A 20,488-nucleotide genomic window follows, 5' to 3' on the forward strand; every position below is an offset into this window, starting at 1 on the left:
CCCTGAGATGTGAACACGTTTCAATTGATCGGGCCGCGCGGGGCCGTGGCGCTGCCCGGTTCGGTGCCGCGTGTGATCGGCAGCCGCACCGAGTTGCCCCATTCGATCCAGGATCCATCGTAATTGCGTACCGACCTGCGGCCGAGCAGAAACGTCAGGACGAACCAGGTGTGACTGGACCGTTCGCCGACCCGGCTGTAGACGACGAGATCCTCGGCGGGCAGTGCCCCGTAGACGGCGTCCAGCTCGGCCCGTGACCGGAAACGGCCGTCGGCGGCGTTGGCGTGGGTCCAGGGGATGTTCACCGCGGTGGGCACGTGCCCACCGCGCAGGGTGGCGTAGTCCTGATCGAGGGCTTTGTCGTCGCCCGCGTACTCCTGGGCCGAGCGCACGTCGACGAGCGGATCGCCGAGCCGGGTGAGCACCTGCTCGCGGAACGCCCGCGCCACCGTGTCGTCGCGCTCGACCGAGGGGTAGTCGCTCGGGGTCGGAGAGGGCAGGTCGAAGGTGGTGTCGCGTTCCTCGGAGATCCAGGCGTCGCGGCCGCCGTCGAGCAGGCGCACGTCCTCGTGGCCGAACAGGGTGAAGATCCAGGCCGTGTGCGCGGCCTGGGCGTTGCCGCGATCACCGTAGATCACCACGGTGTCCTCGCGACGGATACCTTTGGCGCGCATCAGTTCGGTGAAGTGCGCGCCGTCGAGGTAGTCCCGGGTCACCGGGTCGCTCAGGTCGCCACGCCAGTCGATCTTGACCGCGCCGGGGACATGGCCGATGTCGTAGAGCAGGATGTCATCGTTCGACTCGATGATCTTCAAACCCGGCACGCCGATGTTTGCGGAGAGCCATTCTGTGGTTACCAATCGATGCGGGACTGCGTAGGAACCGAAGGCGGGGTGCGGATCCGGGGCAACGGGCACGGTATGTGGTCCTTCACGCGAGAGTTGGGCGGGTGCGGCGGTGTCTGGGTCGCAGCCGATGGTATTTGTGTGTTGGCGCATCACGAATCGACACAATGGACGAATAAAGCGCACGTGCGTCCGATAAAGTCTCTGGAGAGGAGGGGTGAGCTATGTCCGATTCTTGGCCGCGACGACGACTGCTCGCGATCCTACGTGGCGCCACCGAGCCCCTCGATGCCCAGGAATTGGCCAGGATCACCGGACAGCACGTCACCACCGTCCGATTCCACCTCGATGTCCTCACCCGCGAATCGCTGGTTCGCCAATTCCAGCAGCCGCCCCGCGGCCGTGGTCGCCCCCGCATCGGCTATCGCGCGGTGCAGCGTTCGGTCGGCTACCAGGAGCTCGCGCAGGTGCTGGCCGACCAGCTCGGCCCCGACCCGATCAGCCGCTCCGCCGCCGCCGTCGAGGCGGGTCGTGCCTGGGGCGCCAGGATGGACATCGGCGCGCAGCCGGTCGAGACACTGGCCGACGCGCGCGACATCACCATGTCGCTGATGTCGGAACTCGGGTTCGCGCCGGAGAAGGAACTGGTCGGCGAGACGCCCGAACTCGTGCAGATCAACCTGACCGCCTGCCCGTTGCGGGAACTGGCCCGCTCGCACGCCGAGGTGGTGTGCGGGGTGCACATGGGGTTGATGCGGGAAGTGCTCGAGCGCAACGGGGCCCGTGGTCGCGTCGACGTGCGCCTGCACCCGTTCGTCGAGCCCGAGCTGTGTTCGGCTCGGCTGGAACTGACCTTGGCGGCGGAGGAATCCGTGGCGACGACGGGGGAACAGCGGGTGATCGCGCCGTCAGCCCCGCGCGTCCCGCCACAGCTGTGTGACACCGACTCCGACGTCTTCGAGCAGCCTGCGCAGCAGCGGTAGGCCGATGCCGATCACGCTCGACGGGTCGCCATCGATCCGGTCGACGAACCAGCCACCGAGGCCATCGAGGGTGAACGCCCCCGCGACCTGCAACGGTTCGCCGGTGGCGATGTAGGCGTCGAGCTCGTCGGGCCCCGGCTTCGCGAAATGCACGGTGGTGGAGCTGCACTGCGCCGACTCGGCGACGATCACGCCCTCGCGCAGCCGCAGCACACAGTGCCCGGTGAGCAGATCCGCGCTGCGACCGGCCATGCCTGCCCAGCGCTCGCGCGCGACCTCGGGGGTGTGCGGTTTGCCTTGCAGCTGCCCGTCGACGAGCAGCATCGAATCGCAGCCGACGACGACACAGTCGGCGGCGAGTTCGGGAATCACCGCGGCGACGTCGACCGCCTTGGCGCGTGCCAGGGCGACGACGATCTCGTCGGCGGTGGTCTCAGGGGCAAGCGCGGCCGCGACCGCGTCCTCGTCCACTCCGGAGACGCGCACGACGGGATCGATGCCCGCCGTGCGCAGAACTCCGAGACGGGCGGGGGAGGCCGAAGCCAGTACCAGTCTCGTCACCCGCGTCAGCGCAGGTGCGACAGCAGCGGGTACGCGTACGGCGAGAACGGGGAGGTGCCCCGGTGCATCATCGTCGGCTTGCCCCAGGCGTCGACCGGACCGCGCGTGCCCTCGGCGGGCGCCGCGGCAGCGGCCGCGCTCAGCACGGCGGCCAGCGCAGCGATGTCCTCATCGGTGGGTGCGCCCTTGAGGACGTGGAACAACGGCTCGCCGATGGGTGCCACCGGCTCCTCGGCCACCGCGCTCACCGACAGTTCGACCTCTTCGACGAGTGGTTCGACGACGAGCTCGAGCTCGGCGGCGGTCAACACGTCTTCTTCTGCCACAGTTGTCACAGTGCCAGATCCTTCCTGCCTCGTCCGGGAGATCTTCCCCGGTCCGAAGCGTGGTGCTTCGATGTCACAGCGCGGTAACCGCGATCATTCCCGGTCCGGACGCGCCGATCAATAGTTGCGTCCAAGCAACCAGTGTGCGCGGCCTATCCGGGATATCGCGTTTTCAGAGCGGAATGTTGCCGTGTTTCTTCGGCGGAAGCGTCACCATCTTGCGTTCGAGCAGTCGCAGCGCCGACACGATCTGGCCACGGGTGTGCGAGGGCGGGATGACCGCGTCGACGTAACCGCGCTCGGCGGCGACGTAGGGGTTCACGAGGGTGTCCTCGTACTCGTTCTGCAGCTCGAGGCGCAGAGCGTCGACATCGGCGCCGTTCGCGGCGGCCTCGGAGAGCTGCTTGCGATAGACGAATCCGACGGCGCCCGAAGCGCCCATCACGGCGATCTGCGCGGTCGGCCACGCCAGGTTCACATCGGCGCCCATGTGCTTGGAACCCATCACGTCGTAAGCGCCGCCGTAGGCCTTGCGAGTGATGATGGTGATCTTGCCCACAGTGGCCTCGCCGTAGGCATAGAGCAGCTTCGCGCCACGGCGGATGATGCCGTTGAACTCCTGGCCGGTGCCGGGCAGGAAGCCGGGCACATCGACCAGAGTGATGATCGGGATGTTGAACGCGTCGCAGGTGCGCACGAAGCGCGCGGCCTTCTCCGAGGCGTCGATGTCGAGGCAGCCGGCGAACTGGGTCGGCTGGTTGGCGACGATGCCGACGCTGCGGCCGTCGACCCGGCCGAAGCCGCAGATGATGTTCATCGCGCGTTCGGTCTGCACCTCGAGGAACTCGTCGTCGTCGAGCAGCCGGCGGATGACCTCGTGCATGTCGTAGGGCTGGTTCGGCGAGTCCGGGATGATCGTGTCGAGCTCGATGTCCTCGTCGGTGAGGGAGTCCTCGATCGCGCCGTCGATCGGGTCGCTCGGCGCGTGGCGCGGGGCCTCGGCGCGGTTGTTGCTGGGCAGGTAGCCCAGCAGTTCCTTGACGTAGTCGAGGGCGTCCTGCTCGCCGGAGGCCACGTAGTGGGCCACGCCGGACTTGGTCATGTGGGTGTGCGCGCCGCCGAGGTCCTCCATGGTGACCTCTTCGCCGGTGACGGTCTTGATCACGTCCGGACCGGTGACGAACATCTGCGAGGTCTGATCGACCATCACCACGAAGTCGGTGAGTGCGGGGGAGTACACGTGCCCACCGGCCGCGGCGCCCATGATCAGCGAGATCTGCGGGATCACGCCGGAGGCCTGCACATTGCGGTGGAAGATCTCGCCGTAGAGGCCGAGGGAGACCACGCCCTCCTGGATGCGCGCGCCCGCGCCCTCGTTGATGCCGACCAGCGGACGACCGGTCTTGATGGCCAGGTCCATGACCTTGACGATCTTTTCGCCGTACACCTCGCCCAGCGAACCACCGAACACGGTGACGTCCTGGGAGAACAGACACACGTCGCGGCCGTCGATGGTGCCGTAGCCGGTGACGACGCCGTCACCGAGCGGGCGGTTGTTCTCCAGGCCGAAATTCACGCTGCGATGCTTGGCGAGGGCGTCGAGCTCGACGAAGGAGCCCTCGTCGACCAGAGCGAGGATGCGCTCACGCGCGGTCATCTTGCCCTTGGCGTGCACCTTGTCGACCGCGGCCTCACCCATCGGGTGTTGCGCTTCTTCCAGCCGATTCCGCAGATCAGCCAGCTTCCCGGCGGTGGTGTGGATATCGGGGGCGCCCGCCGATTCCGAGGCGGGCTGCTGCTGGACACTCGTCATGGGTTGCGAGTGTAACGAGTGACACGTCGTCGCACTACGGCAGTCTGGTTTACCGGGCAGTAGAGAAACCGCAGGTGGTTGTGGTCATGATCGTTCACGGTCGGTGACGGGTAGCGTGCCGGGAATGAACAGGGCACCGATCGACGTACCGCGTCTGCGCAGCTCCCTTGCCGCTCCGGCACCGTTGTTCTACGACCGGATCGACGTCGTCGAATCGACCGGATCGACCAATGCCGATCTGGTTGCCCGGGCCGTCGACCCGGTCCTCGACCGGCAGGCACTGCTGGCCGAGGAGCAGGTGAGCGGACGCGGTCGTCATGCCCGCGCGTGGGTGAGTCCGCCGCGCGCGCAGATCTCGCTGTCGATCCTGGTGCGACTGCCCGGTATCGACCCCGCGGCACTGGGCTGGTTGCCACTGCTGACCGGGGTCGCGGTCGTCGACGCGTTGCGCGGTACGGCCGGGCTCGCCCCGGAGCTCAAGTGGCCCAACGATGTTCTGCTCGACGGTCGCAAGCTCTCCGGCATTCTCGCCGAAGTGGCCGCGACCGGGATCGCGCCCGCAGTGGTCGTCGGGATCGGCATGAACGTCGACCTTGCCGAAGCGGAACTCCCTGTCCCGCATGCCACTTCGCTGGCCGTGGCCGGTGCGTCCGATACCGATCGCACCGCGCTCTCGGCCGCGATTCTCACCGAGTTCGCGCGCCGCTTCACCGCCTGGGAGCGGTCGGGCTGGGCGAGTGACGAACTGGCGGCGGCCTACCGCGACCGCTGCGCCACCATCGGGCTGGACGTGCGGGCGGAGTTGCCGGGCGGCAAGGTCGTCACCGGCGTTGCGACCGGGATCGACGACACCGGTCGGCTGCTCATCGGCGACACCGCGGTCTCGGCGGGCGACGTCTCCCATCTGCGCGGGCAGTACTGACCCGCGGTCCCGCGCACACCTGCCGCGGCCGCCGTGCCCGGCCGCGGCAGGTCGACAGATCAGCGCGCGGCCGCGCCGACCCCGTTGCGTTCGGCGACCACGCGTTCGCGGGCCAGCAGCCGGTCGCGTTGCTCCTCGAACCGCAGCACGTCCTTCTCCAGCTTGTCGATGAACTGCGCGAGCTCCTCGCGCGCGGCCTCGGCGCGCGGGCCGAAGTCGTCGCGCTCGAAGACGTTCCACTGCTTGAGGACCGGGCGCACCACCTCGTCGAGGTGCTGGCGCAGGTCGTAGATGCCGTGCTTGGCCATCAGCACGCCGTTGCGCCGCCAGTTGGGCATCCCGGCGCCGGGCATCTGGAAGTTGGTGAGCACCTTGGTGATCGCGGGCATGGCCTGGTCGGGGACCAGGTCGATCGCGGCACCGCACAGGTTGCGGTAGAAGATCATGTGCAGGTTCTCGTCGGTGGCGATGCGGGACAGCATCTTGTCGGCGACGGCGTCGTCGCACGCGCGCCCGGTGTTGCGGTGACTGACCCGGGTCGCGAGCTCCTGGAAGGTCACGTAGGCGACGTTGACCAGGAACCCGCCCCAGTTCGCCGGTGCGTGCGCGCCCGCGGTCATGTGGACCATCCGCGCCTCTTCCAGGGCCACCGGGTCGACCCCGCGGGTGACGACGAGGTAGTCGCGGATCACGATGCCGTGCCGGTTCTCCTCGGCGGTCCAGCGACCGACCCAGGTGCCCCAGGCGCCGTCCTGGGAGAAGTTCTCGGCGATCTCACGGTGATAGGACGGCAGATTGTCCTCGGTGAGCAGATTGGTGATCATCGCCGCCTTGGCGACCTCGGTGAGCCTGGATTGTCCGGGCTCCCAATCGATTCCGCCCATGGCGGCGAAATTGCGGCCTTCCTCCCAGGGGACGTAGTCGTGCGGATTCCAGTCCTTGGCGATGGAAAGGTGCCGGTTCAGATTCTGTTCGGCCACAGGTTCGAGGGCCGTGAGGATTTCGAGCTGAGTCAGATCTTTGGTCACGCGTGCCTCCACTGTCGGTGTCGAGCAAGCAGATATGGGCAAAACCTGGCAGCTAGCGTGTAATCCACAGTATCGCCTCGGCCGTGGCATCGAGAAATGCGGCGCCACAGCGCGGTATCGTTCGGTCATGGGTTACCCGGAGGATGTCCTCGCGCCCGACGAGCAGCTGATCCTGCACCGCCACCCGCATTGGAAGATGCTGTTCTGGCCCATCGTCACGCTGATCGGCGCCACCGCGATCGCCGGTTTCCTCGGTGGCCTGGCCTGGCGCAACACCGAAGATCAGGTGCGCATGGTGCTCCTGCTCCTCATCGGGTTGGTCTGGGTCGGTGTGGTCGGCTGGCGAGTGATCGCGGCGGTGATCGCCTGGAAGTCGACGCATTTCATCGTTACCGGGCGGCGCGTGCTGGTTCGCCAGGGCGTGATCACTCACACCGGGATCGACATCCCGCTCAGCCGCATTTCCAGCGTGCAGTTCCGGCACGGGGTGGTCGACCGGATGCTGGGTACCGGCACGCTGATCATCGGCTCGTCCTCGGAGGAGCCGCTCGAATACGACGACATCCCCCAGGTGCAGCAGGTGCACTCGCTGCTCTACCACCAGGTCTTCGAGGCCGACCGCGGGCGCGGTGACCAGCCGTGGACCGGCGGCTATCGGTGAGGTGGCGGGCCCGGCCGGGCGCGACGACCTAACCTGTGCAGATGACCGCAGTACTGCTGGCCGAAGACGACGAGGCGATCGCCGCACCCTTGTCGCGTGCGCTGGGCCGTGAGGGTTACACCGTCACCGTCGAACGGTTCGGCCCCGCGGTGCTGCGCCGCGCGCTCGAAGGCGATCACGACCTGCTCATCCTCGACCTGGGCCTGCCCGGCATGGACGGTCTGGAGGTGTGTCGGCAGGTGCGGGCCAGCGGCGCCGATCTGGCGGTGCTGATGCTCACCGCGCGCACCGACGAGGTCGACTTCGTGGTGGGTCTCGACGCGGGCGCCGACGACTACGTCGGCAAACCGTTCCGCCTCGCCGAACTGCTGGCCCGGGTGCGAGCGCTGTTGCGGCGCAGCGGAATCGGTGACGACGCGGTGGAGGTCGGCGGTATCCGGCTCGAACCGGCCGCACGCCGGGTGCTGGTCAACGGGACCGAGGTGAACCTGGCCAACAAGGAGTACGAGCTGCTCAAGGTACTCATCGACCGGGCCGGTCAGGTGGTCGCGCGCGAGACCATCTTGCGTGAGGTGTGGGGCGACGCCGACCTGCGCGGCTCCAAGACCCTCGACATGCACATGTCCTGGTTGCGTCGCAAGATCGGTGACGAGGGCCCGATGGCCGAGCGTCGCATCGTCACCGTGCGCGGGGTCGGGTTCCGGTTGAACACCGACGGACCGTCCTCGAGTCGAGGCTGACCGGCGGTGCGGCGCCGCATCCTGCGTTCGATCCTGACCGTGCTGACCATCACCACGGTGGTGCTCGGCGTGCCGCTGATCTACACCGCCTGGCTGTGGGTCGAGGACATCACCCGCAACGATCTGCAGACCCGCCTCGAGCAGGTCGCCGCCGAGGTGATCGCCCAGGAGAGCGTCGACGGCACCGTCCCCCACGGCCTCGACGTGCGCGCCATCCGAGCGCTGGTGCCCGAGGGCGGCAAGCTCACGATCGTCTACCCGACCCCGACCGACAATGCCGCGCGCACCGACCTCGGCGTCGAGCATCTCGACGAGCCACTGGTCGAATCGCTGTCGATGGGGACCTCGGGCTCGCTGCGGCTCGAGGTGCCCGCCGCGCCGATGCACGCCAGACAGGAACAGGCCGTGGCCGCGGTCGCGCTGGCCGTACTCGCCTCGCTGGGTGCGGCGTTCTCGGTCGCGGTGGTGACCGCGCGCCGGGTCGCCGATCCGCTCCGTGATGTCGCGGCCCGCGCCGCCCGGTTGGCGATGGGTGATTTCCGCCCCGATCCGCGCAGGCACGGCATCGCCGAACTGGACCGGGTCTCCGATGTGCTCGACTCGGCGACCGTCGAGATCGCGGGTCGCCTGCAGCGCGAGCACGCGCTCGTGGCGGACGTCTCCCACCAGCTGCGCAGCAGGCTGACCGCGGTGCGGCTGCGTCTGGACGAGCTGTCCACCCACGCCGACCCGGAGGTGGTGCACGAGGCCGAGGAGGCGATGGCGCAGGTCGACCGGCTCACCGACGCCATCGACGACCTCGTGCGCGCCTCCCGCGACTCCGATGCCGCCGACCGTGACCCGGTGCCGGTGATGGCGGAGCTGCGCGGCGTCGTCGCCGAGTGGACCCACCCCTTTCGTGAGGCGGGCCGCGAACTGCGCCTGATCGGTGACGAGTCCCTGCAGGCGCCGATCACCGGATCTCGCCTGCGCGAGGCCGTCGCGGTGCTGGTCGACAACGCCCTCATGCACGGGGGCGGTACCTGCATCGTGTCGGTACGGACGGTGCCGACGATGAGTTCGCGGCATCCGCTGATCTGTGTCGAGGTGGCCGATGAGGGCGAGGGCGTGCGCGACGAGCTCGCGCCGCACATCTTCGATCGCGGGTTCTCCGCGGGCGGGTCGACCGGTGTCGGCCTCGCGCTGGCGCGCGCCCTGGTCGAGGCCGACGGCGGGCGTTTGGAGCTGCAGCGGCGCCGTCCCGCGCTGTTCGCGGTGTTCCTCGGGTCGACCGTGCACCGGCCGCCCGCTGCGACGCTCACCGAGCCGCGCTGACTCAGCGACCGAGGTGCTCGGTCTCCTCCTCGACCAGTTCCTCGAACTCGGCGACGATCTGGTTCATCTCGTCGGGGAACACCCAGCGGCGCATCGCCCAGAACCGGAACACCATCTGCAGCACGTTGCCGATCACGAACGCGCTGACGAAGTCGGCGACGTTCTCGACGAGGAAGCTCACGTTCGGCTGGCGCAGGTCGAAGACATAGCTCGAGATCCACAGCGGGATGTTGCTCAGCGCGACGCCGATCCCGCTCACGCCGAAGAACAGCAGCGCCTCGTGATGTTTCTCGCGTCCGCCGCGGTTCTTGAACGACCATTCGCGATTGAGAATGTAGGAAGCGATCACCGCGACAACACCGGAAATGATCTTGGCGGTGACGGGTTTCTCGGCCAGAATCGTCCATTTCAGGAGGTAGAACAGGCCGCTGTCGATCACGAACGTCGTGGCACCGACGATGGCGAACTTGATCAGCTCTTTGTGCCGGTACGCGGAATCGCGCAGGCGCGGAGGAAGGACGCTGACCACGTCGTCGACGATTGACACGAGTTCTGAGTGTACCGGTAGCAAAGATTCGCATTCGACATGACAACATTGCACGACGTGAGTGCACGTTCGTTCGATTCGTCTGCCATGCCCACCGTCACCATGGTCGGTGGGGGCCAACTCGCGCGCATGACGCACCAGGCCGCGGTCGCCCTCGGCCAGCGTCTGCGGGTGCTCGCCGAGCGGCCCGAGGACCCGGCCGCCCAGGTGACCCCCGATGTCGTGTTCGGCAGCCACGACGACCTGTCCGCCCTGCGCAAGGCCGCCCTCGGCTCGCACGCGCTGACCTTCGACCACGAGCACGTGCCGACCGAGCACCTCGAGGTGCTCGTCGCCGAGGGCGTCAATGTGGCGCCGCCGCCGCAGGCGCTGATCTTCGCCCAGGACAAGCTGGCCATGCGCACGAAGCTGTCCGGGCTGGGGCTGCCGGTGCCCGCGTTCGTCGAGGTCACCGCGCCCGCCGACGCGGTCGCCTTCGGCGACGAGCACGGCTGGCCGTTCGTGCTCAAGGCGGTGCGCGGCGGCTACGACGGTCGTGGGGTGTGGATGCCCGCCGACGCGGACGAGGCTTCCCGGCTGGTCACCGATCAGCTCGCGCACGGTGTGCAGCTGCTGGCCGAGGCGAAGGTCGACTTGTTGCGAGAGCTGTCGGCGATGGTCGCGCGCTCGCCGTTCGGGCAGGCCGCGACCTGGCCGGTGGTGGAGACCGTTCAGCGCAACGGTCAGTGCGCCGTGGTGATCGCCCCCGCGCCCGATCTGGACGAGGACCTGGCCGCCCGGGCCGAGACGATGGCGCTGGAGCTGGCCGCCGGTCTCGGCGTGGTCGGGGTGATGGCCGTGGAGCTGTTCGAAACCCGCGACGGCGAGATCCTGGTCAACGAGCTGGCCATGCGCCCGCACAACTCCGGGCACTGGGGCATGGACGGCGCCTGCACCGGCCAGTTCGAACAGCACCTGCGCGCGGTGCTGGACTACCCGCTCGGCGACACCACCCCCCTCGCGCCGGTGACGGTGATGGCCAACATCCTCGGCGCCGCGCAGGCCCCCGGGATGCCGATGGACGAGCGTCTGCACCATCTCTACGCCCGCCTGCCCGAGGCCAAGGTTCACCTCTACGGCAAGGGCGAGCGCCCCGACCGCAAGATCGGGCACATCAACATCCTGGGCAACGATGTCGCTCAGGTCCGGGAGAAGGCCGAGCGGGCGGCGCACTGGATGTCGCACGCGGTCTGGACCGACGGCTGGGACCCCCACGGCGGCGCGTAACCACCCCCTTTTTGTCGAGAGGAACAATTTCAGTGACTAGCAACGGTCCCCAGGTCGGCCTGATCATGGGCAGCGACTCCGACTGGCCGACGATGGAGGCCGCCGCCGAGGCCCTGGCCGAGTTCGGCATCCGCTTCGAGGTCGGCGTCGTCTCCGCTCATCGCACCCCCCAGCGCATGCTCGACTACGCGACCGAGGCCGCCGACCGCGGCCTGAAGGTCATCATCGCGGGCGCGGGTGGCGCCGCCCACCTCCCCGGCATGGTCGCCTCCGCCACCCCGCTGCCCGTCATCGGTGTGCCCGTCCCCCTGAAATACCTCGACGGCATGGACTCCCTGCTCTCCATCGTCCAGATGCCGGCCGGCGTCCCCGTCGCCACCGTCTCCATCGGCGGCGCCCGCAACGCGGGCCTGCTCGCCGTCCGCATCCTCGCCGCCCACGACCCCCTCCTGCGCACCCGCATGGAGCACTTCCAGTCCGGTCTCGAACAAATGGTGCTCGACAAGGACGAGGCCCTGCGCACCAAGCTCCTGGGCTGAGGCTGACTACCGTGGTCGCTGTGGCACACGATGATGCGGCGCAGTTTCGGCTCACGGTGGTGGATCAGGCGTTGCGGTTGTTCGCCGAGCGGGGGTACGAGGCGACGACGGTGGACGAGATCGCGGCGGCGGCGGGTGTCTCGCGGCGGACGTTCTTTCGGCAGTTCCGGTCGAAGGAGGACGTGATCTTCGCCGATCACGAGTTCCAGTTGGCGACGGCCCAGGAGTTTCTGGAGGGGGCCGAGGGGGATCCGTGGGACGCGGTGTGCGCGGCCGTGCTCGGGGTGTTCGAGCGGTTCACCCAGTGGCGCGACATCGCCGCGCGGCGGTATCAGGTGGTGCGGCGGGTGCCCGCGTTGCGCGAGCGCGAGATCGTGACGGTGTTCCGGTACGAGCGGTTGTTCACCGAGTTCCTGCGCGAGCGGCTGCCGGAGGTGCCGGATCTGGTGCGGGTGCAGTTCACGGCCGCGGTGACCGCCACGCACAACTATCTGCTGCGCCGGATGGTGCGCGGGGAGTCGGCGGCCACGGTGGCGGATCTGCGCGCCGAGCTGGCGGCGATTCCGCGCGGCAGGCGCGCCGGCGCCGAGTCCGACGAACTGGTGGTCGCGGTGTTCCCGCGCGACATGCCGCCGCGCGAGATGGCCGATCTCCTCTCCGCCCGGCTCGGTAACCTGTGAGCGCCGTGCGCGCCGCAGCGCCCATATGTGACACTGAGTGCCATCGGTATATCCCCATGTAGCTACCGAGTGCCGCGCGTATAATCCTCGGTGGATTGGCACTGGGTGCCGATGCAGGACGCGCTGTGAGACCGCAGCGATCACGACCACGACCAGGAGAGTGCCCCCGATGGCTGGAAACCCCGATTTCGACCTGTTCAAGCTCGAGGACTTCCACGACGAACTGCGTGGGGCCATCCGCGGCCTCGCCGAGAAGGAAATCGCTCCCTTCGCCAAGGACGTCGACGGCAACGCGCGCTTCCCCGAGGAGGCGCTGACCGCGCTCAACGCCGCGGGCTTCAACGCCGTGCACGTGCCGGAGGCCTACGGCGGTCAGGGCGCCGACTCGGTCGCGACTTGTATCGTCATCGAGGAAGTCGCCCGCGTCTGCGGTTCCTCCTCGCTGATCCCCGCGGTCAACAAGCTCGGCACCATGGGCCTGATCCTCAACGGCTCCGAGGAGCTCAAGACCAAGGTGCTGGCCGACATCGTCAACGGCGAGATGGCCTCTTACGCGCTGTCCGAGCGTGAGGCCGGATCCGACGCCGCCGCGATGCGCACCCGTGCCAAGGCCGACGGCGACGACTGGATCCTCAACGGCTCCAAGTGCTGGATCACCAACGGCGGCAAGTCTTCCTGGTACACCGTGATGGCCGTGACCGACGCCGACAAGGGTGCCAACGGCATCTCCTCCTTCCTGGTTCACAAGGACGACGAGGGCTTTGTGGTCGGCCCGCTCGAACACAAGCTGGGCATCAAGGGTTCGCCCACCGCCGAGTTGTACTTCGAGAACTGCCGCATCCCCGGCGACCGCATCGTCGGCGAGCCGGGCACCGGATTCAAGACCGCGCTGCAGACCCTCGACCACACCCGCCCGACCATCGGCGCGCAGGCCGTGGGCCTGGCCCAGGGCGCACTCGACGCCGCGATCGCCTACACCAAGGATCGCAAGCAGTTCGGCAAGACCATCGCCAGCTTCCAGAACACCGAGTTCATGCTGGCCGACATGGCCATGAAGATCGAGGCCGCCCGCCTGATGGTCTACACCTCCGCGGCCCGCGCCGAGCGCGGCGAGAAGAACCTCGGCTTCATCTCCGCCGCCGCCAAGTGCTTCGCCTCGGATGTGGCCATGGAGGTCACCACCAACGCCGTCCAGCTCTTCGGCGGCGCCGGCTACACCACCGACTTCCCGGTCGAGCGCATGATGCGCGACGCGAAGATCACCCAGATCTACGAGGGCACCAACCAGATCCAGCGACTGGTGATGGCCCGCCAGATCCTGCGCTGAGTCCTTCGCTGACGCGAAAAGCACTTGTGCCCCTGGCAGTTTTCCTTGGGTTCTAGTGGTCCTTGCAACACCCCAGCTCAAGGGGTGCAGTGGATTTCGAGATCCGTGAGAACAGAACGGGTGGGGGCGGCCGTCGCCTGACTCGTGAGCGGGAGGTATATCTCCGGCTCATGAGTCAGGGCTACGGCAACGCGGAAGCATGCAGGATCGTCGGGGTCAACCGGCGGACCGGAAAGAGATGGCGCCACGGCCATCACTCGCCGACCTACGGCAAGCCCAAGCCGCCGATCTCGGCCGGTTCCTCGACTGCTGGCCCGTCCCGCTATCTCAGGGAAGCCGACCGCATCTACATCGCTGACCGGTTACGGGAGAACGCATCTATCCGGCAGATAGCAGCTGAGCTGGGCCGCAGCCCCTCCACGATCAGCCGAGAAATCCGCCGCAACGGAGCGCTATGGCGGGGCAAGGACTGGGTCTACCGGCCGCACGCCGCCCACCGCCGGGCCGAACAACGCGGCCCACGGCCAAAAGCCGGCAAGATCGGCCAGAACCCCGAACTGCGGGACTTCATCCAGCAGCACCTGACCCTGCGGTGGAGCCCAGAACAGATCTGCCAGGCTCTGCGGACAACCTTTCCCGACCGACCGGATATGCACGTGGTCCACGAGACGATCTACCAGGCTCTCTACGTCCAAGGCCGCGGAGAACTGCGCAGGGCGCTGACCAAGGCTCTGCGGACAGGACGCACGATGCGCCGGCCTCATCGAATGTCTTACAAACGTCGGCCCCGCAACATCCCGGACAAGGTGATGATCAGCGAACGGGCCGCCGACGCCGCCGACCGCGCTGTCCCTGGACACTGGGAAGGCGACCTGATCATCGGCAAGGATCACAAGTCGGCCATCGCCACGCTCGTTGAACGCACCACCCGCTACGTGATGCTCGCCCATCTTCCCGACGGCCATAACGCCGCCGCCACCCGAGATTCACTCGTCAGGACCGTGGAATCGCTCCCGCCGCATCTGCGCAGATCCCTGACCTGGGATCAAGGATCGGAGATGGCTCGACACACAGAGTTCACCGTCGCCACCGACATCCCTGTCTATTTCTGCGATCCCGGCAGCCCATGGCAGCGCGGCTCGAACGAGAACACGAACGGGCTGCTGCGGCAGTACTTCCCCAAGGGCACTGATCTGTCCCGGCACAGCCGTGAAGACCTCGATAGGGTCGCGGCCGAACTGAACAGTCGGCCACGCAAAACGCTCGGCTGGGAAACCCCAGCCGAGCGTCTCGCTAAGCTCCTGGCAACAGTCAGTTGATCAACCTGTGTTGCAACGACCCCTGGAATCCGCCTTCCCTGCCGGGGGCACAGGCTTTCTCGGCGGCGTGGTGGCCGAGGATTCCTATTTCCCGCCGAACAGCTCCTCGTCGTCGAAAGTGCTTTCCGGGCAGAGTGATTCGAGAAACCCTTTAGCAGCAACCGGGTCTTCCGTTCTGCTCATGGAGCAGGCGGCACATCAGGGCCGGGAGCCGCACACCGAGCGTCTGCTCGGCCGCGGAGACGAGCGTGTCGGTCGCGGGTGCGGAGGCGTCTTCTCGGGTTCCCAGAAGGTGGCGAGGACGGCGTCGAGCTTGTGCATGGCTTCGGCCGCTCCGCTAGGCGACGAGATTCGCGTATTCCGCGTGTTCGGCGATGTACTTCTCGACGTACCAGCAGGTGGGGATGACGCGGTAGCCGTTGGTGCGGGAGTCCTGGAGGGCGTATTCGACCACCTTGGCGGCGACGCCGTGGCCACGGAACTCGGGGAAGGTCATGGTGTGGTGGAAGTCGCGGACCTTGGGGTCCTCGCGTTCGGCGTAGTCGGCGTAACCGGCGAGGACGTCGTCGAGGTAGATCTCGAAGCGGGTGTCGGCGACGTTGTGTTCGAGCCTGGTGGTCATAGGGGATGCTAACCCGCTAGAGAACCGCGCCGGGGTTCAGGATGCCTTCGGGGTCGAGGGCGTCCTTGATCCGCCGGGTCAGGGCCATGACCTCGGGGCCGACCTGATCGGGCAGCCAGGCCTTCTTGAGGCGGCCGACGCCGTGTTCGCCGGTGATGGTGCCGCCGAGGGTGATGGCCAGATCCATGATCTCGCCGAAGGCGCGGTGGGCGCGGGCGGTGTTGTCGGGGTCGGTGGGGTCGTGCACGATCAGCGGGTGGGTGTTGCCGTCGCCCGCGTGCGCGATGACCGAGACCAGGACGTCGTTGCGTTCGCCGATGGCGGTGACGCCGGTGATCAGCTCGCCCAGCCGGGGCAGCGGCACACCGACGTCCTCGAGCAGCAGCGGCCCGATCTTCTCCACCGCGGGGATGGCGAATCGCCGGGCGGCGGTGAATGCTTCGCCTTCGCTGGGGTCCTCGGTGTGGAAAACCTCTGTCGCGCCTGCCTTCTCGCACAGCGTCACCATCAATCGCGCTTCGTGTGCGGCGTATTCGCCCGGCGCGTCCGAGCGGGCGACGAGCAGCGCGGCCGCGGTGCGGTCCAGGCCCATCCGCATCTCGTCCTCGACCGCGTTGATGGCGACGGTGTCCATGAACTCGAGCATGGCGGGCCGCAGGGTCGAGGTGATCGCCAGGATCGCCTCGGTCGCCGCGGTGAGCGAGCCGAAACTCGCGACGACGGTCGACTGCGGCGGCTGGGCGGGCAGCAGGCGCAGGGTGAGTTCGGTGATCACCCCGAGCGTGCCCTCGCTGCCGACGAACAGTTTCGTCAGCGACAACCCCGCGGAGTCCTTGAGCCGTGGTCCACCGAGCCGGACCACGGTTCCCTCGGCGAGCACCACCTCCATGCCGAGCACGTAGTCGGTGGTCACGCCGTATTTCACGCAGCACAGGCCGCCCGCGTTGGTCGCCGCGTTTCCGCCGATCGAGCACATCTCGAACGAGGACGGGTCCGGCGGATACCACAGCCCTTCGGCCGCGACGGCCCGTTTGACCTCGGCGTTGAGCAGCCCCGGCTGCACCACCGCGGTCCGGGTGACCGGATCGACGCTGATCTCACGCATCAACTCCGTACTCAGCACGATCCCGCCGTCCACCGCGGTGGCCCCGCCGGACAGTCCCGACCCCGCTCCGCGCGGCACCACCGGCACCCGATGCTCGTGCGCCCACCGCAGCGTGGCGGCGACATCGGCGGTACTGCGCGCCCGCACCACCGCGAGCGGCGTCCCCGCCGCGGGATCGCGCGCCCAGTCCTGCCGGTACCCCGTCAGCACGTCCGGATCGACCAGCACCGCCCCGTCCGACACCGCATCGACCAACGCCCCCAGCGCCACGCTTCGCTCAGCCATCTCCCTACGCTAACCCGCGCACCCCGCCGCCCGCGGGTACTCGCGCTGGTCAGGTGATCACCAGGCTCTGGCGGCGGCATCGGCCGAGGTGAATGCCACCAGATCCTGGTGATCGCCTGACCAGAGGTGATGTGGGTCGGGATCACGCGAGTTGGGCAATGTTGTGATTCGGCGCGCCCGGGTGGTGTATACGGCGTCCAAGCCGTCACAATGCGGGGGAGGGTGTTCGTTCTTCAGGGATGCCCGGCGTGTTTCGAGTTCCGCTCCGCGATGCGGTCAGCGCATCGATCAGGCGACGCTGTTGTTGCGCCGCACCGTTTTTCGCAAGGAGGACTGGATGACGAGGGAACCGCAGGACCGGGCCGAGCTGGTCGGCGCGCTGTTGGCGGCCGAGTTCGCCGACGCGGGGATCGACGTCGAGGCGATGCGCCGCGTCTACACGGGCGCCCACGAGGAGTGGTTGTCGGCGCTGGAGTCGACCGGACTGTTCGGCGTGCAGGCGCTCGCCGAGATCGCCACCCACTGGACCGCCGATCCGCGCCTGCTGCGCGACGCCCTGCTCGCCGAAGCCGACGAGTTCACCCGCCGCCGCTGCTCGGCCGCGTGGGCCTCTTTCGAGGCCGCCCCGGTCGCGGCTGCCGGCGGCTGAGGTAGCGGCAGGCGTTCGCCGACGACGCGGTGATCCGACCCGCTGCGCGTTTGCCGACTGCTCACTCTGACGTCACCTGGCGCTGGCAGGCTGGCCGCGTGCAGCAGCGGGCGAGCGTGATCGAGTCGGTGGCCGATCGGTTCACCCGTTGGTGCGAAGCCGTGGTCGCCCGGCTGCCGTGGGGGTTGGACTCCGTGGTCGCGCCGACCCTGCTCGGGTTCGGCCTGATCAACAGCTTCACCTTCGGTGTCGACCTGCTGTTGCTCACCGTGCTGCACGGCGGTCTCGGGGTGCCGATCGCGCTGTCGATCACGCTCGCCTACATCGTCGCGTTCGGCCTGGCGTTCGTGCTCAACCGCACGTTCAACTTCCACTCGCACGCGCCGATGGGCAAGCAGGCTGCCGTCTACGCGGTCGTGGTGCTGGTGAACTACCTGGCGTTCATCCTCGGCGTCGGATCGGGGCTGACCGCCCTCGGCGTCGACTACCACCTGGCCAGGCTGGGGGCGGGGGCTTGCGAGGCGGTCTACATGTACAGCGCGATGCGCTGGATCGTCTTCCGCCGCAGGCGATCCGCCGACCCTGTTGCGACCGGTCAGCGCGTCGGGTGAGTCGTGCGGCCCAGTGTCTTCGCCCGGCGGGCGTGGACACCGGCGCTGCGGCGAGGCGGGCGGGTGTCGACGCCGGGGCGAGCACACGCGTCGCGCCAAGCGAATGCGGGTGATCGCCTCGAACAACGGCGGCGGCGGGCCCGGCCGTGCTCAGCCCCGCAGCAGTTGCGGCCGTCCGCCGTCCACCAGAACGACGTCGTCGTCGGTGAGCGCCCAGTGCGGGAAGCCTTCGGCACGGCAGCGAGCCACCATCTTCGCCGATTCACCGTCCGGATCGGCCGGGGAGTCGAGGTGGACGACCAGGCGGCGATCCACCAGACCCAGTCCGTCCCACTGCGGTTCGATGCCGGTGGTGGGGCGGACCTCGGCGGGATCGTCCATCGTTTCGAGCCCGTGCAGGTCGGGGCCGAGCAGGCAGGCGCCCGCGCTGTAGCCCGCGTAGACGAGGGCGTCCTCGCGCAGGAGGGCGGGGAGAACGGAATCGGCTCCGCTGCGGGCGAACTGGGCCCGCAGCACGAAGGTGTTGCCGCCGCGGACCCACACCATCGGGAACTCGCGCAGATGCTTGTCCAGCCGGTCCGGCTGGTCGACATAGTCGCGCAGGTCGAAGATCTCGGGCGAATACCCGTGCTGCTGTAGCGGTTTCAGGTCGCTGGTGACCGCCGAGGCCCAGGCGGCGGGCCAGGCGTCACAGGCGTTGGGAATCACCGCGACTCGTCCTGGCGTGCCGACGAGTCCGGCGAGACGGTCGGTGAACGCGCCGAACCGATAGGAAGCGAGGAACAGTCTCATCAGATGGTGAACGCCAGATTCCGCGCGAGCCGCCGGCCCAGGTCCACATCGCCCTCGATGGCGATCTCGTCGAGATGCGCCTCGGCGGTCGATCGGCCACCGCGCAGGCGCGCGAACAGCCCGGAGTCCAGCCGCAGCAGTGTGGTCGGCTCGCTGTCGGCCTCGTCGAGCAGCACGCCACGCCCGTCGGTCACCGCGAGGGCGACCTGCCTGGTCACCGGCCCGGTGAGGTCGATGGTGACGCGCGCGCCCTCCGGCGCCTTGGCGCCCTTCACCACGGCACGGCCGAGGCCGAGGGTGAGCTCGGTGAACGCCGTCTCCGCGCGGGCGCCGCCCTCGGCCACCGGGTGACCGATCCCGTCGGCGAGGTCGAGTTCGTGCATCCAGCAGTCGAACAGCCGCACGCGCATGAACCGCCCGTAGGGCACCTGACCGACCGGCGACACCGTCAAGGCCTGCCAGGCGTCGTCGTCGAGGGCGGCCAGCGCCGCGCGACGCAGGTCGGTGACCTCGTCCAGCAGCGCGAGCAGTCGCTTGCCCGAGAGCGGGCGCAACCGGTCGACCCAGATCTCGTTGAGCACGGCCACTTCGTTGCGCACGTGCGGCAGGGTCCGCACATCGGTCTTGGGGCGCAGCGGATCATGCGGCGGCGGTGTCTGCCCGAGCAGCCACGATTCGGTGCCGACCACGTGCGCGACCACGTCGAACAGGGTCCAGCCCGGCAGCGGGGACGGGCGGCGCCAGGCCTTCTCGTCGAGGTCGGCGACGAGCAGCGCGATGGCCTCCCACTGCTGGGAGAGCAGATCGGTGAGCTGTTCGCGATCGGGAATCCGGTCGGGCATCACTGCGCTCCTTCGCTGTCGAGCTCGGCGAGGCCGGCTCGGATCGCCGCCGCGGTGGCCTTGGGCTCGTGCGCACGCCGCAGCAGGAAACCCTTGGCGAAGCTGAGTTTGTCTCCGTGCTTGCGCGGCACCACGTGCAGATGGACGTGACCGACGGTCTGGAAGGCGGCGGTGCCGTCGTTGACCACGAGATTGGCACCGTCGCCGGCCAATCCGCCTCGGCGCACGGCGCGCGCGAGCCGATGGCCGACGCGGAACACCTCCGCGCCGAGTTCGGGGTCGAGATCCTCGAGTTCGTCGGCGTGTGCTTTGGGCACGACCAGGGTGTGGCCGCGGGTGACCGGGCGGATATCGAGGAACGCGCACACCGCATCGTCCTCGTAGACCTTGGTCGCGGGCGCCGCACCCGCCACGATCAGACAGAAGACGCAGTCGTTCACGGCGAGAACCCTACGGCGTCGGCCGGGTCCGGCGACAGCCCGAACGCGATACCGGCATGACTCGCATCACGTCCGACGCCCTATTGATCACCTGACCAGGACTCGGGCGTCAAGGTGAGTGCCCGACCTGGACGTTCGGTCTTGTCTGTTCCCACCTGCGGCGACGAAATCCCGGAGTGGCCGCCACCCGGTGTTCGCCGGGTCCGCGCGCCGCCGTTTCCGCGAAACCGCTGGGCACAGTCGAATTTGTCTGCGAGAAACCGGCATCCCG

At 68.4% G+C, this 20,488-nt stretch carries 23 protein-coding genes; 12 read left to right on the forward strand and 11 right to left on the reverse strand.

The window, feature by feature from the left end:
* Positions 1-20: 20 nt before the first annotated feature.
* Complete coding sequence (locus tag BOX37_RS04890) at positions 21-917, reverse strand: sulfurtransferase (RefSeq protein ID WP_071931196.1); 897 nt, start codon at positions 915-917, stop codon at positions 21-23.
* Positions 918-1,069: 152 nt separating this feature from the next.
* Here BOX37_RS04890 and BOX37_RS04895 point away from each other — a divergent pair, with 152 nt between their 5' ends.
* A complete protein-coding gene (locus BOX37_RS04895; protein WP_071926587.1) occupies positions 1,070-1,828 on the forward strand; it encodes a helix-turn-helix transcriptional regulator in 759 nt (252 codons plus the stop codon).
* On the opposite strand, the gene BOX37_RS04900 is transcribed toward BOX37_RS04895, so the two are convergent.
* The 3 genes from BOX37_RS04900 to BOX37_RS04910 all read right to left on the reverse strand — a co-directional run bounded on the left by BOX37_RS04900 (position 1,754) and on the right by BOX37_RS04910 (position 4,528).
* Positions 1,754-2,389, reverse strand: a complete 636-nt coding sequence (locus tag BOX37_RS04900) for a Maf family protein (RefSeq protein ID WP_071926588.1) — start codon at positions 2,387-2,389, stop codon at positions 1,754-1,756. The genes BOX37_RS04895 and BOX37_RS04900 overlap by 75 nt on opposite strands.
* A 5-nt stretch (positions 2,390-2,394) precedes the next feature.
* On the reverse strand, positions 2,395-2,724 hold the full coding sequence (locus BOX37_RS04905) for an acyl-CoA carboxylase epsilon subunit (protein WP_071926589.1): 330 nt from the start codon (positions 2,722-2,724) through the stop codon (positions 2,395-2,397).
* Positions 2,725-2,887: 163 nt separating this feature from the next.
* Positions 2,888-4,528 (reverse strand): acyl-CoA carboxylase subunit beta, encoded by a 1,641-nt coding sequence (locus BOX37_RS04910; protein ID WP_071926590.1) that lies wholly within the window; start codon positions 4,526-4,528, stop codon positions 2,888-2,890.
* A gap of 124 nt (positions 4,529-4,652) precedes the next feature.
* Here BOX37_RS04910 and BOX37_RS04915 point away from each other — a divergent pair, with 124 nt between their 5' ends.
* Positions 4,653-5,450 (forward strand): biotin--[acetyl-CoA-carboxylase] ligase, encoded by a 798-nt coding sequence (locus BOX37_RS04915; protein ID WP_071926591.1) that lies wholly within the window; start codon positions 4,653-4,655, stop codon positions 5,448-5,450.
* A 59-nt stretch (positions 5,451-5,509) separates the two neighbouring features.
* On the opposite strand, the gene BOX37_RS04920 is transcribed toward BOX37_RS04915, so the two are convergent.
* Positions 5,510-6,478, reverse strand: coding sequence for an acyl-ACP desaturase (locus BOX37_RS04920; protein ID WP_071931197.1), 969 nt, complete (start codon positions 6,476-6,478; stop codon positions 5,510-5,512).
* A 127-nt stretch (positions 6,479-6,605) separates the two neighbouring features.
* Between BOX37_RS04920 and BOX37_RS04925 the strand changes: the two genes are divergently transcribed.
* Genes BOX37_RS04925 through BOX37_RS04935 form a run of 3 tightly spaced genes read left to right on the forward strand, consistent with a single transcriptional unit; the run spans position 6,606 to position 9,193 of the window.
* Entirely contained in the window at positions 6,606-7,139 is a 534-nt protein-coding gene (locus tag BOX37_RS04925; RefSeq protein WP_071926592.1) for a PH domain-containing protein, read from the forward strand.
* Positions 7,140-7,180: 41 nt separating this feature from the next.
* Positions 7,181-7,879 (forward strand): response regulator transcription factor, encoded by a 699-nt coding sequence (locus BOX37_RS04930; protein WP_071926593.1) that lies wholly within the window; start codon positions 7,181-7,183, stop codon positions 7,877-7,879.
* Positions 7,880-7,885: 6 nt separating this feature from the next.
* Positions 7,886-9,193: a sensor histidine kinase gene (locus BOX37_RS04935; protein ID WP_071926594.1), complete on the forward strand. Its 1,308-nt coding sequence runs from the start codon at positions 7,886-7,888 to the stop codon at positions 9,191-9,193.
* Between the two features lies 1 nt (position 9,194).
* On the opposite strand, the gene BOX37_RS04940 is transcribed toward BOX37_RS04935, so the two are convergent.
* Entirely contained in the window at positions 9,195-9,740 is a 546-nt protein-coding gene (locus BOX37_RS04940; RefSeq protein WP_071926595.1) for a GtrA family protein, read from the reverse strand.
* A 39-nt stretch (positions 9,741-9,779) separates the two neighbouring features.
* On the opposite strand from BOX37_RS04940, the gene BOX37_RS04945 reads away from it, so the two are divergent.
* The 5 genes from BOX37_RS04945 (at position 9,780) to BOX37_RS04965 (ending at position 14,871) form a co-directional block, all read left to right on the forward strand.
* Complete coding sequence (locus BOX37_RS04945; protein WP_071926596.1) at positions 9,780-11,006, forward strand: 5-(carboxyamino)imidazole ribonucleotide synthase; 1,227 nt, start codon at positions 9,780-9,782, stop codon at positions 11,004-11,006.
* A gap of 32 nt (positions 11,007-11,038) precedes the next feature.
* Positions 11,039-11,545, forward strand: a complete 507-nt coding sequence (gene purE, locus BOX37_RS04950) for a 5-(carboxyamino)imidazole ribonucleotide mutase (protein WP_276207234.1) — start codon at positions 11,039-11,041, stop codon at positions 11,543-11,545.
* 20 nt (positions 11,546-11,565) lie between these two features.
* Entirely contained in the window at positions 11,566-12,225 is a 660-nt protein-coding gene (locus tag BOX37_RS04955; RefSeq protein ID WP_071926597.1) for a TetR family transcriptional regulator, read from the forward strand.
* Positions 12,226-12,394: 169 nt separating this feature from the next.
* Entirely contained in the window at positions 12,395-13,552 is a 1,158-nt protein-coding gene (locus tag BOX37_RS04960) for an acyl-CoA dehydrogenase (RefSeq protein ID WP_071926598.1), read from the forward strand.
* 170 nt (positions 13,553-13,722) lie between these two features.
* Positions 13,723-14,871, forward strand: coding sequence for an IS30 family transposase (locus tag BOX37_RS04965; RefSeq protein ID WP_420811610.1), 1,149 nt, complete (start codon positions 13,723-13,725; stop codon positions 14,869-14,871).
* 337 nt (positions 14,872-15,208) lie between these two features.
* Here the strand turns inward: BOX37_RS04965 and BOX37_RS04970 are convergent, their stop codons facing one another.
* Together BOX37_RS04970 and BOX37_RS04975 are read right to left on the reverse strand one after the other, a co-directional pair.
* Positions 15,209-15,493, reverse strand: coding sequence for a GNAT family N-acetyltransferase (locus BOX37_RS04970; RefSeq protein WP_071926600.1), 285 nt, complete (start codon positions 15,491-15,493; stop codon positions 15,209-15,211).
* A 16-nt stretch (positions 15,494-15,509) separates the two neighbouring features.
* Entirely contained in the window at positions 15,510-16,883 is a 1,374-nt protein-coding gene (locus BOX37_RS04975; RefSeq protein ID WP_071926601.1) for an FAD-binding oxidoreductase, read from the reverse strand.
* A 337-nt stretch (positions 16,884-17,220) separates the two neighbouring features.
* On the opposite strand from BOX37_RS04975, the gene BOX37_RS04980 reads away from it, so the two are divergent.
* Together BOX37_RS04980 and BOX37_RS04985 are read left to right on the forward strand one after the other, a co-directional pair.
* Complete coding sequence (locus BOX37_RS04980) at positions 17,221-17,532, forward strand: hypothetical protein (protein WP_071931199.1); 312 nt, start codon at positions 17,221-17,223, stop codon at positions 17,530-17,532.
* A 98-nt stretch (positions 17,533-17,630) separates the two neighbouring features.
* A complete protein-coding gene (locus tag BOX37_RS04985) occupies positions 17,631-18,143 on the forward strand; it encodes a GtrA family protein (RefSeq protein WP_071926602.1) in 513 nt (170 codons plus the stop codon).
* A 150-nt stretch (positions 18,144-18,293) separates the two neighbouring features.
* Here BOX37_RS04985 and BOX37_RS04990 read toward each other — a convergent pair whose 3' ends face one another.
* From BOX37_RS04990 to BOX37_RS05000, 3 genes are read right to left on the reverse strand one after another with little or no spacing between them, the layout of a single operon-like run.
* Complete coding sequence (locus BOX37_RS04990) at positions 18,294-18,935, reverse strand: Type 1 glutamine amidotransferase-like domain-containing protein (RefSeq protein ID WP_071926603.1); 642 nt, start codon at positions 18,933-18,935, stop codon at positions 18,294-18,296.
* Positions 18,935-19,777 carry a maleylpyruvate isomerase N-terminal domain-containing protein gene (locus BOX37_RS04995; protein WP_071926604.1) on the reverse strand — a complete coding sequence of 281 codons (843 nt, stop codon included), beginning with the start codon at positions 19,775-19,777 and terminating at the stop codon, positions 18,935-18,937. Before BOX37_RS04995 ends, BOX37_RS04990 begins: the two co-directional genes overlap by 1 nt.
* Positions 19,777-20,217 (reverse strand): HIT family protein, encoded by a 441-nt coding sequence (locus tag BOX37_RS05000; RefSeq protein WP_071926605.1) that lies wholly within the window; start codon positions 20,215-20,217, stop codon positions 19,777-19,779. Before BOX37_RS05000 ends, BOX37_RS04995 begins: the two co-directional genes overlap by 1 nt.
* Positions 20,218-20,488: the final 271 nt, after the last annotated feature.

This window comes from Nocardia mangyaensis (assembly GCF_001886715.1).
GTDB lineage: Bacteria > Actinomycetota > Actinomycetes > Mycobacteriales > Mycobacteriaceae > Nocardia > Nocardia mangyaensis.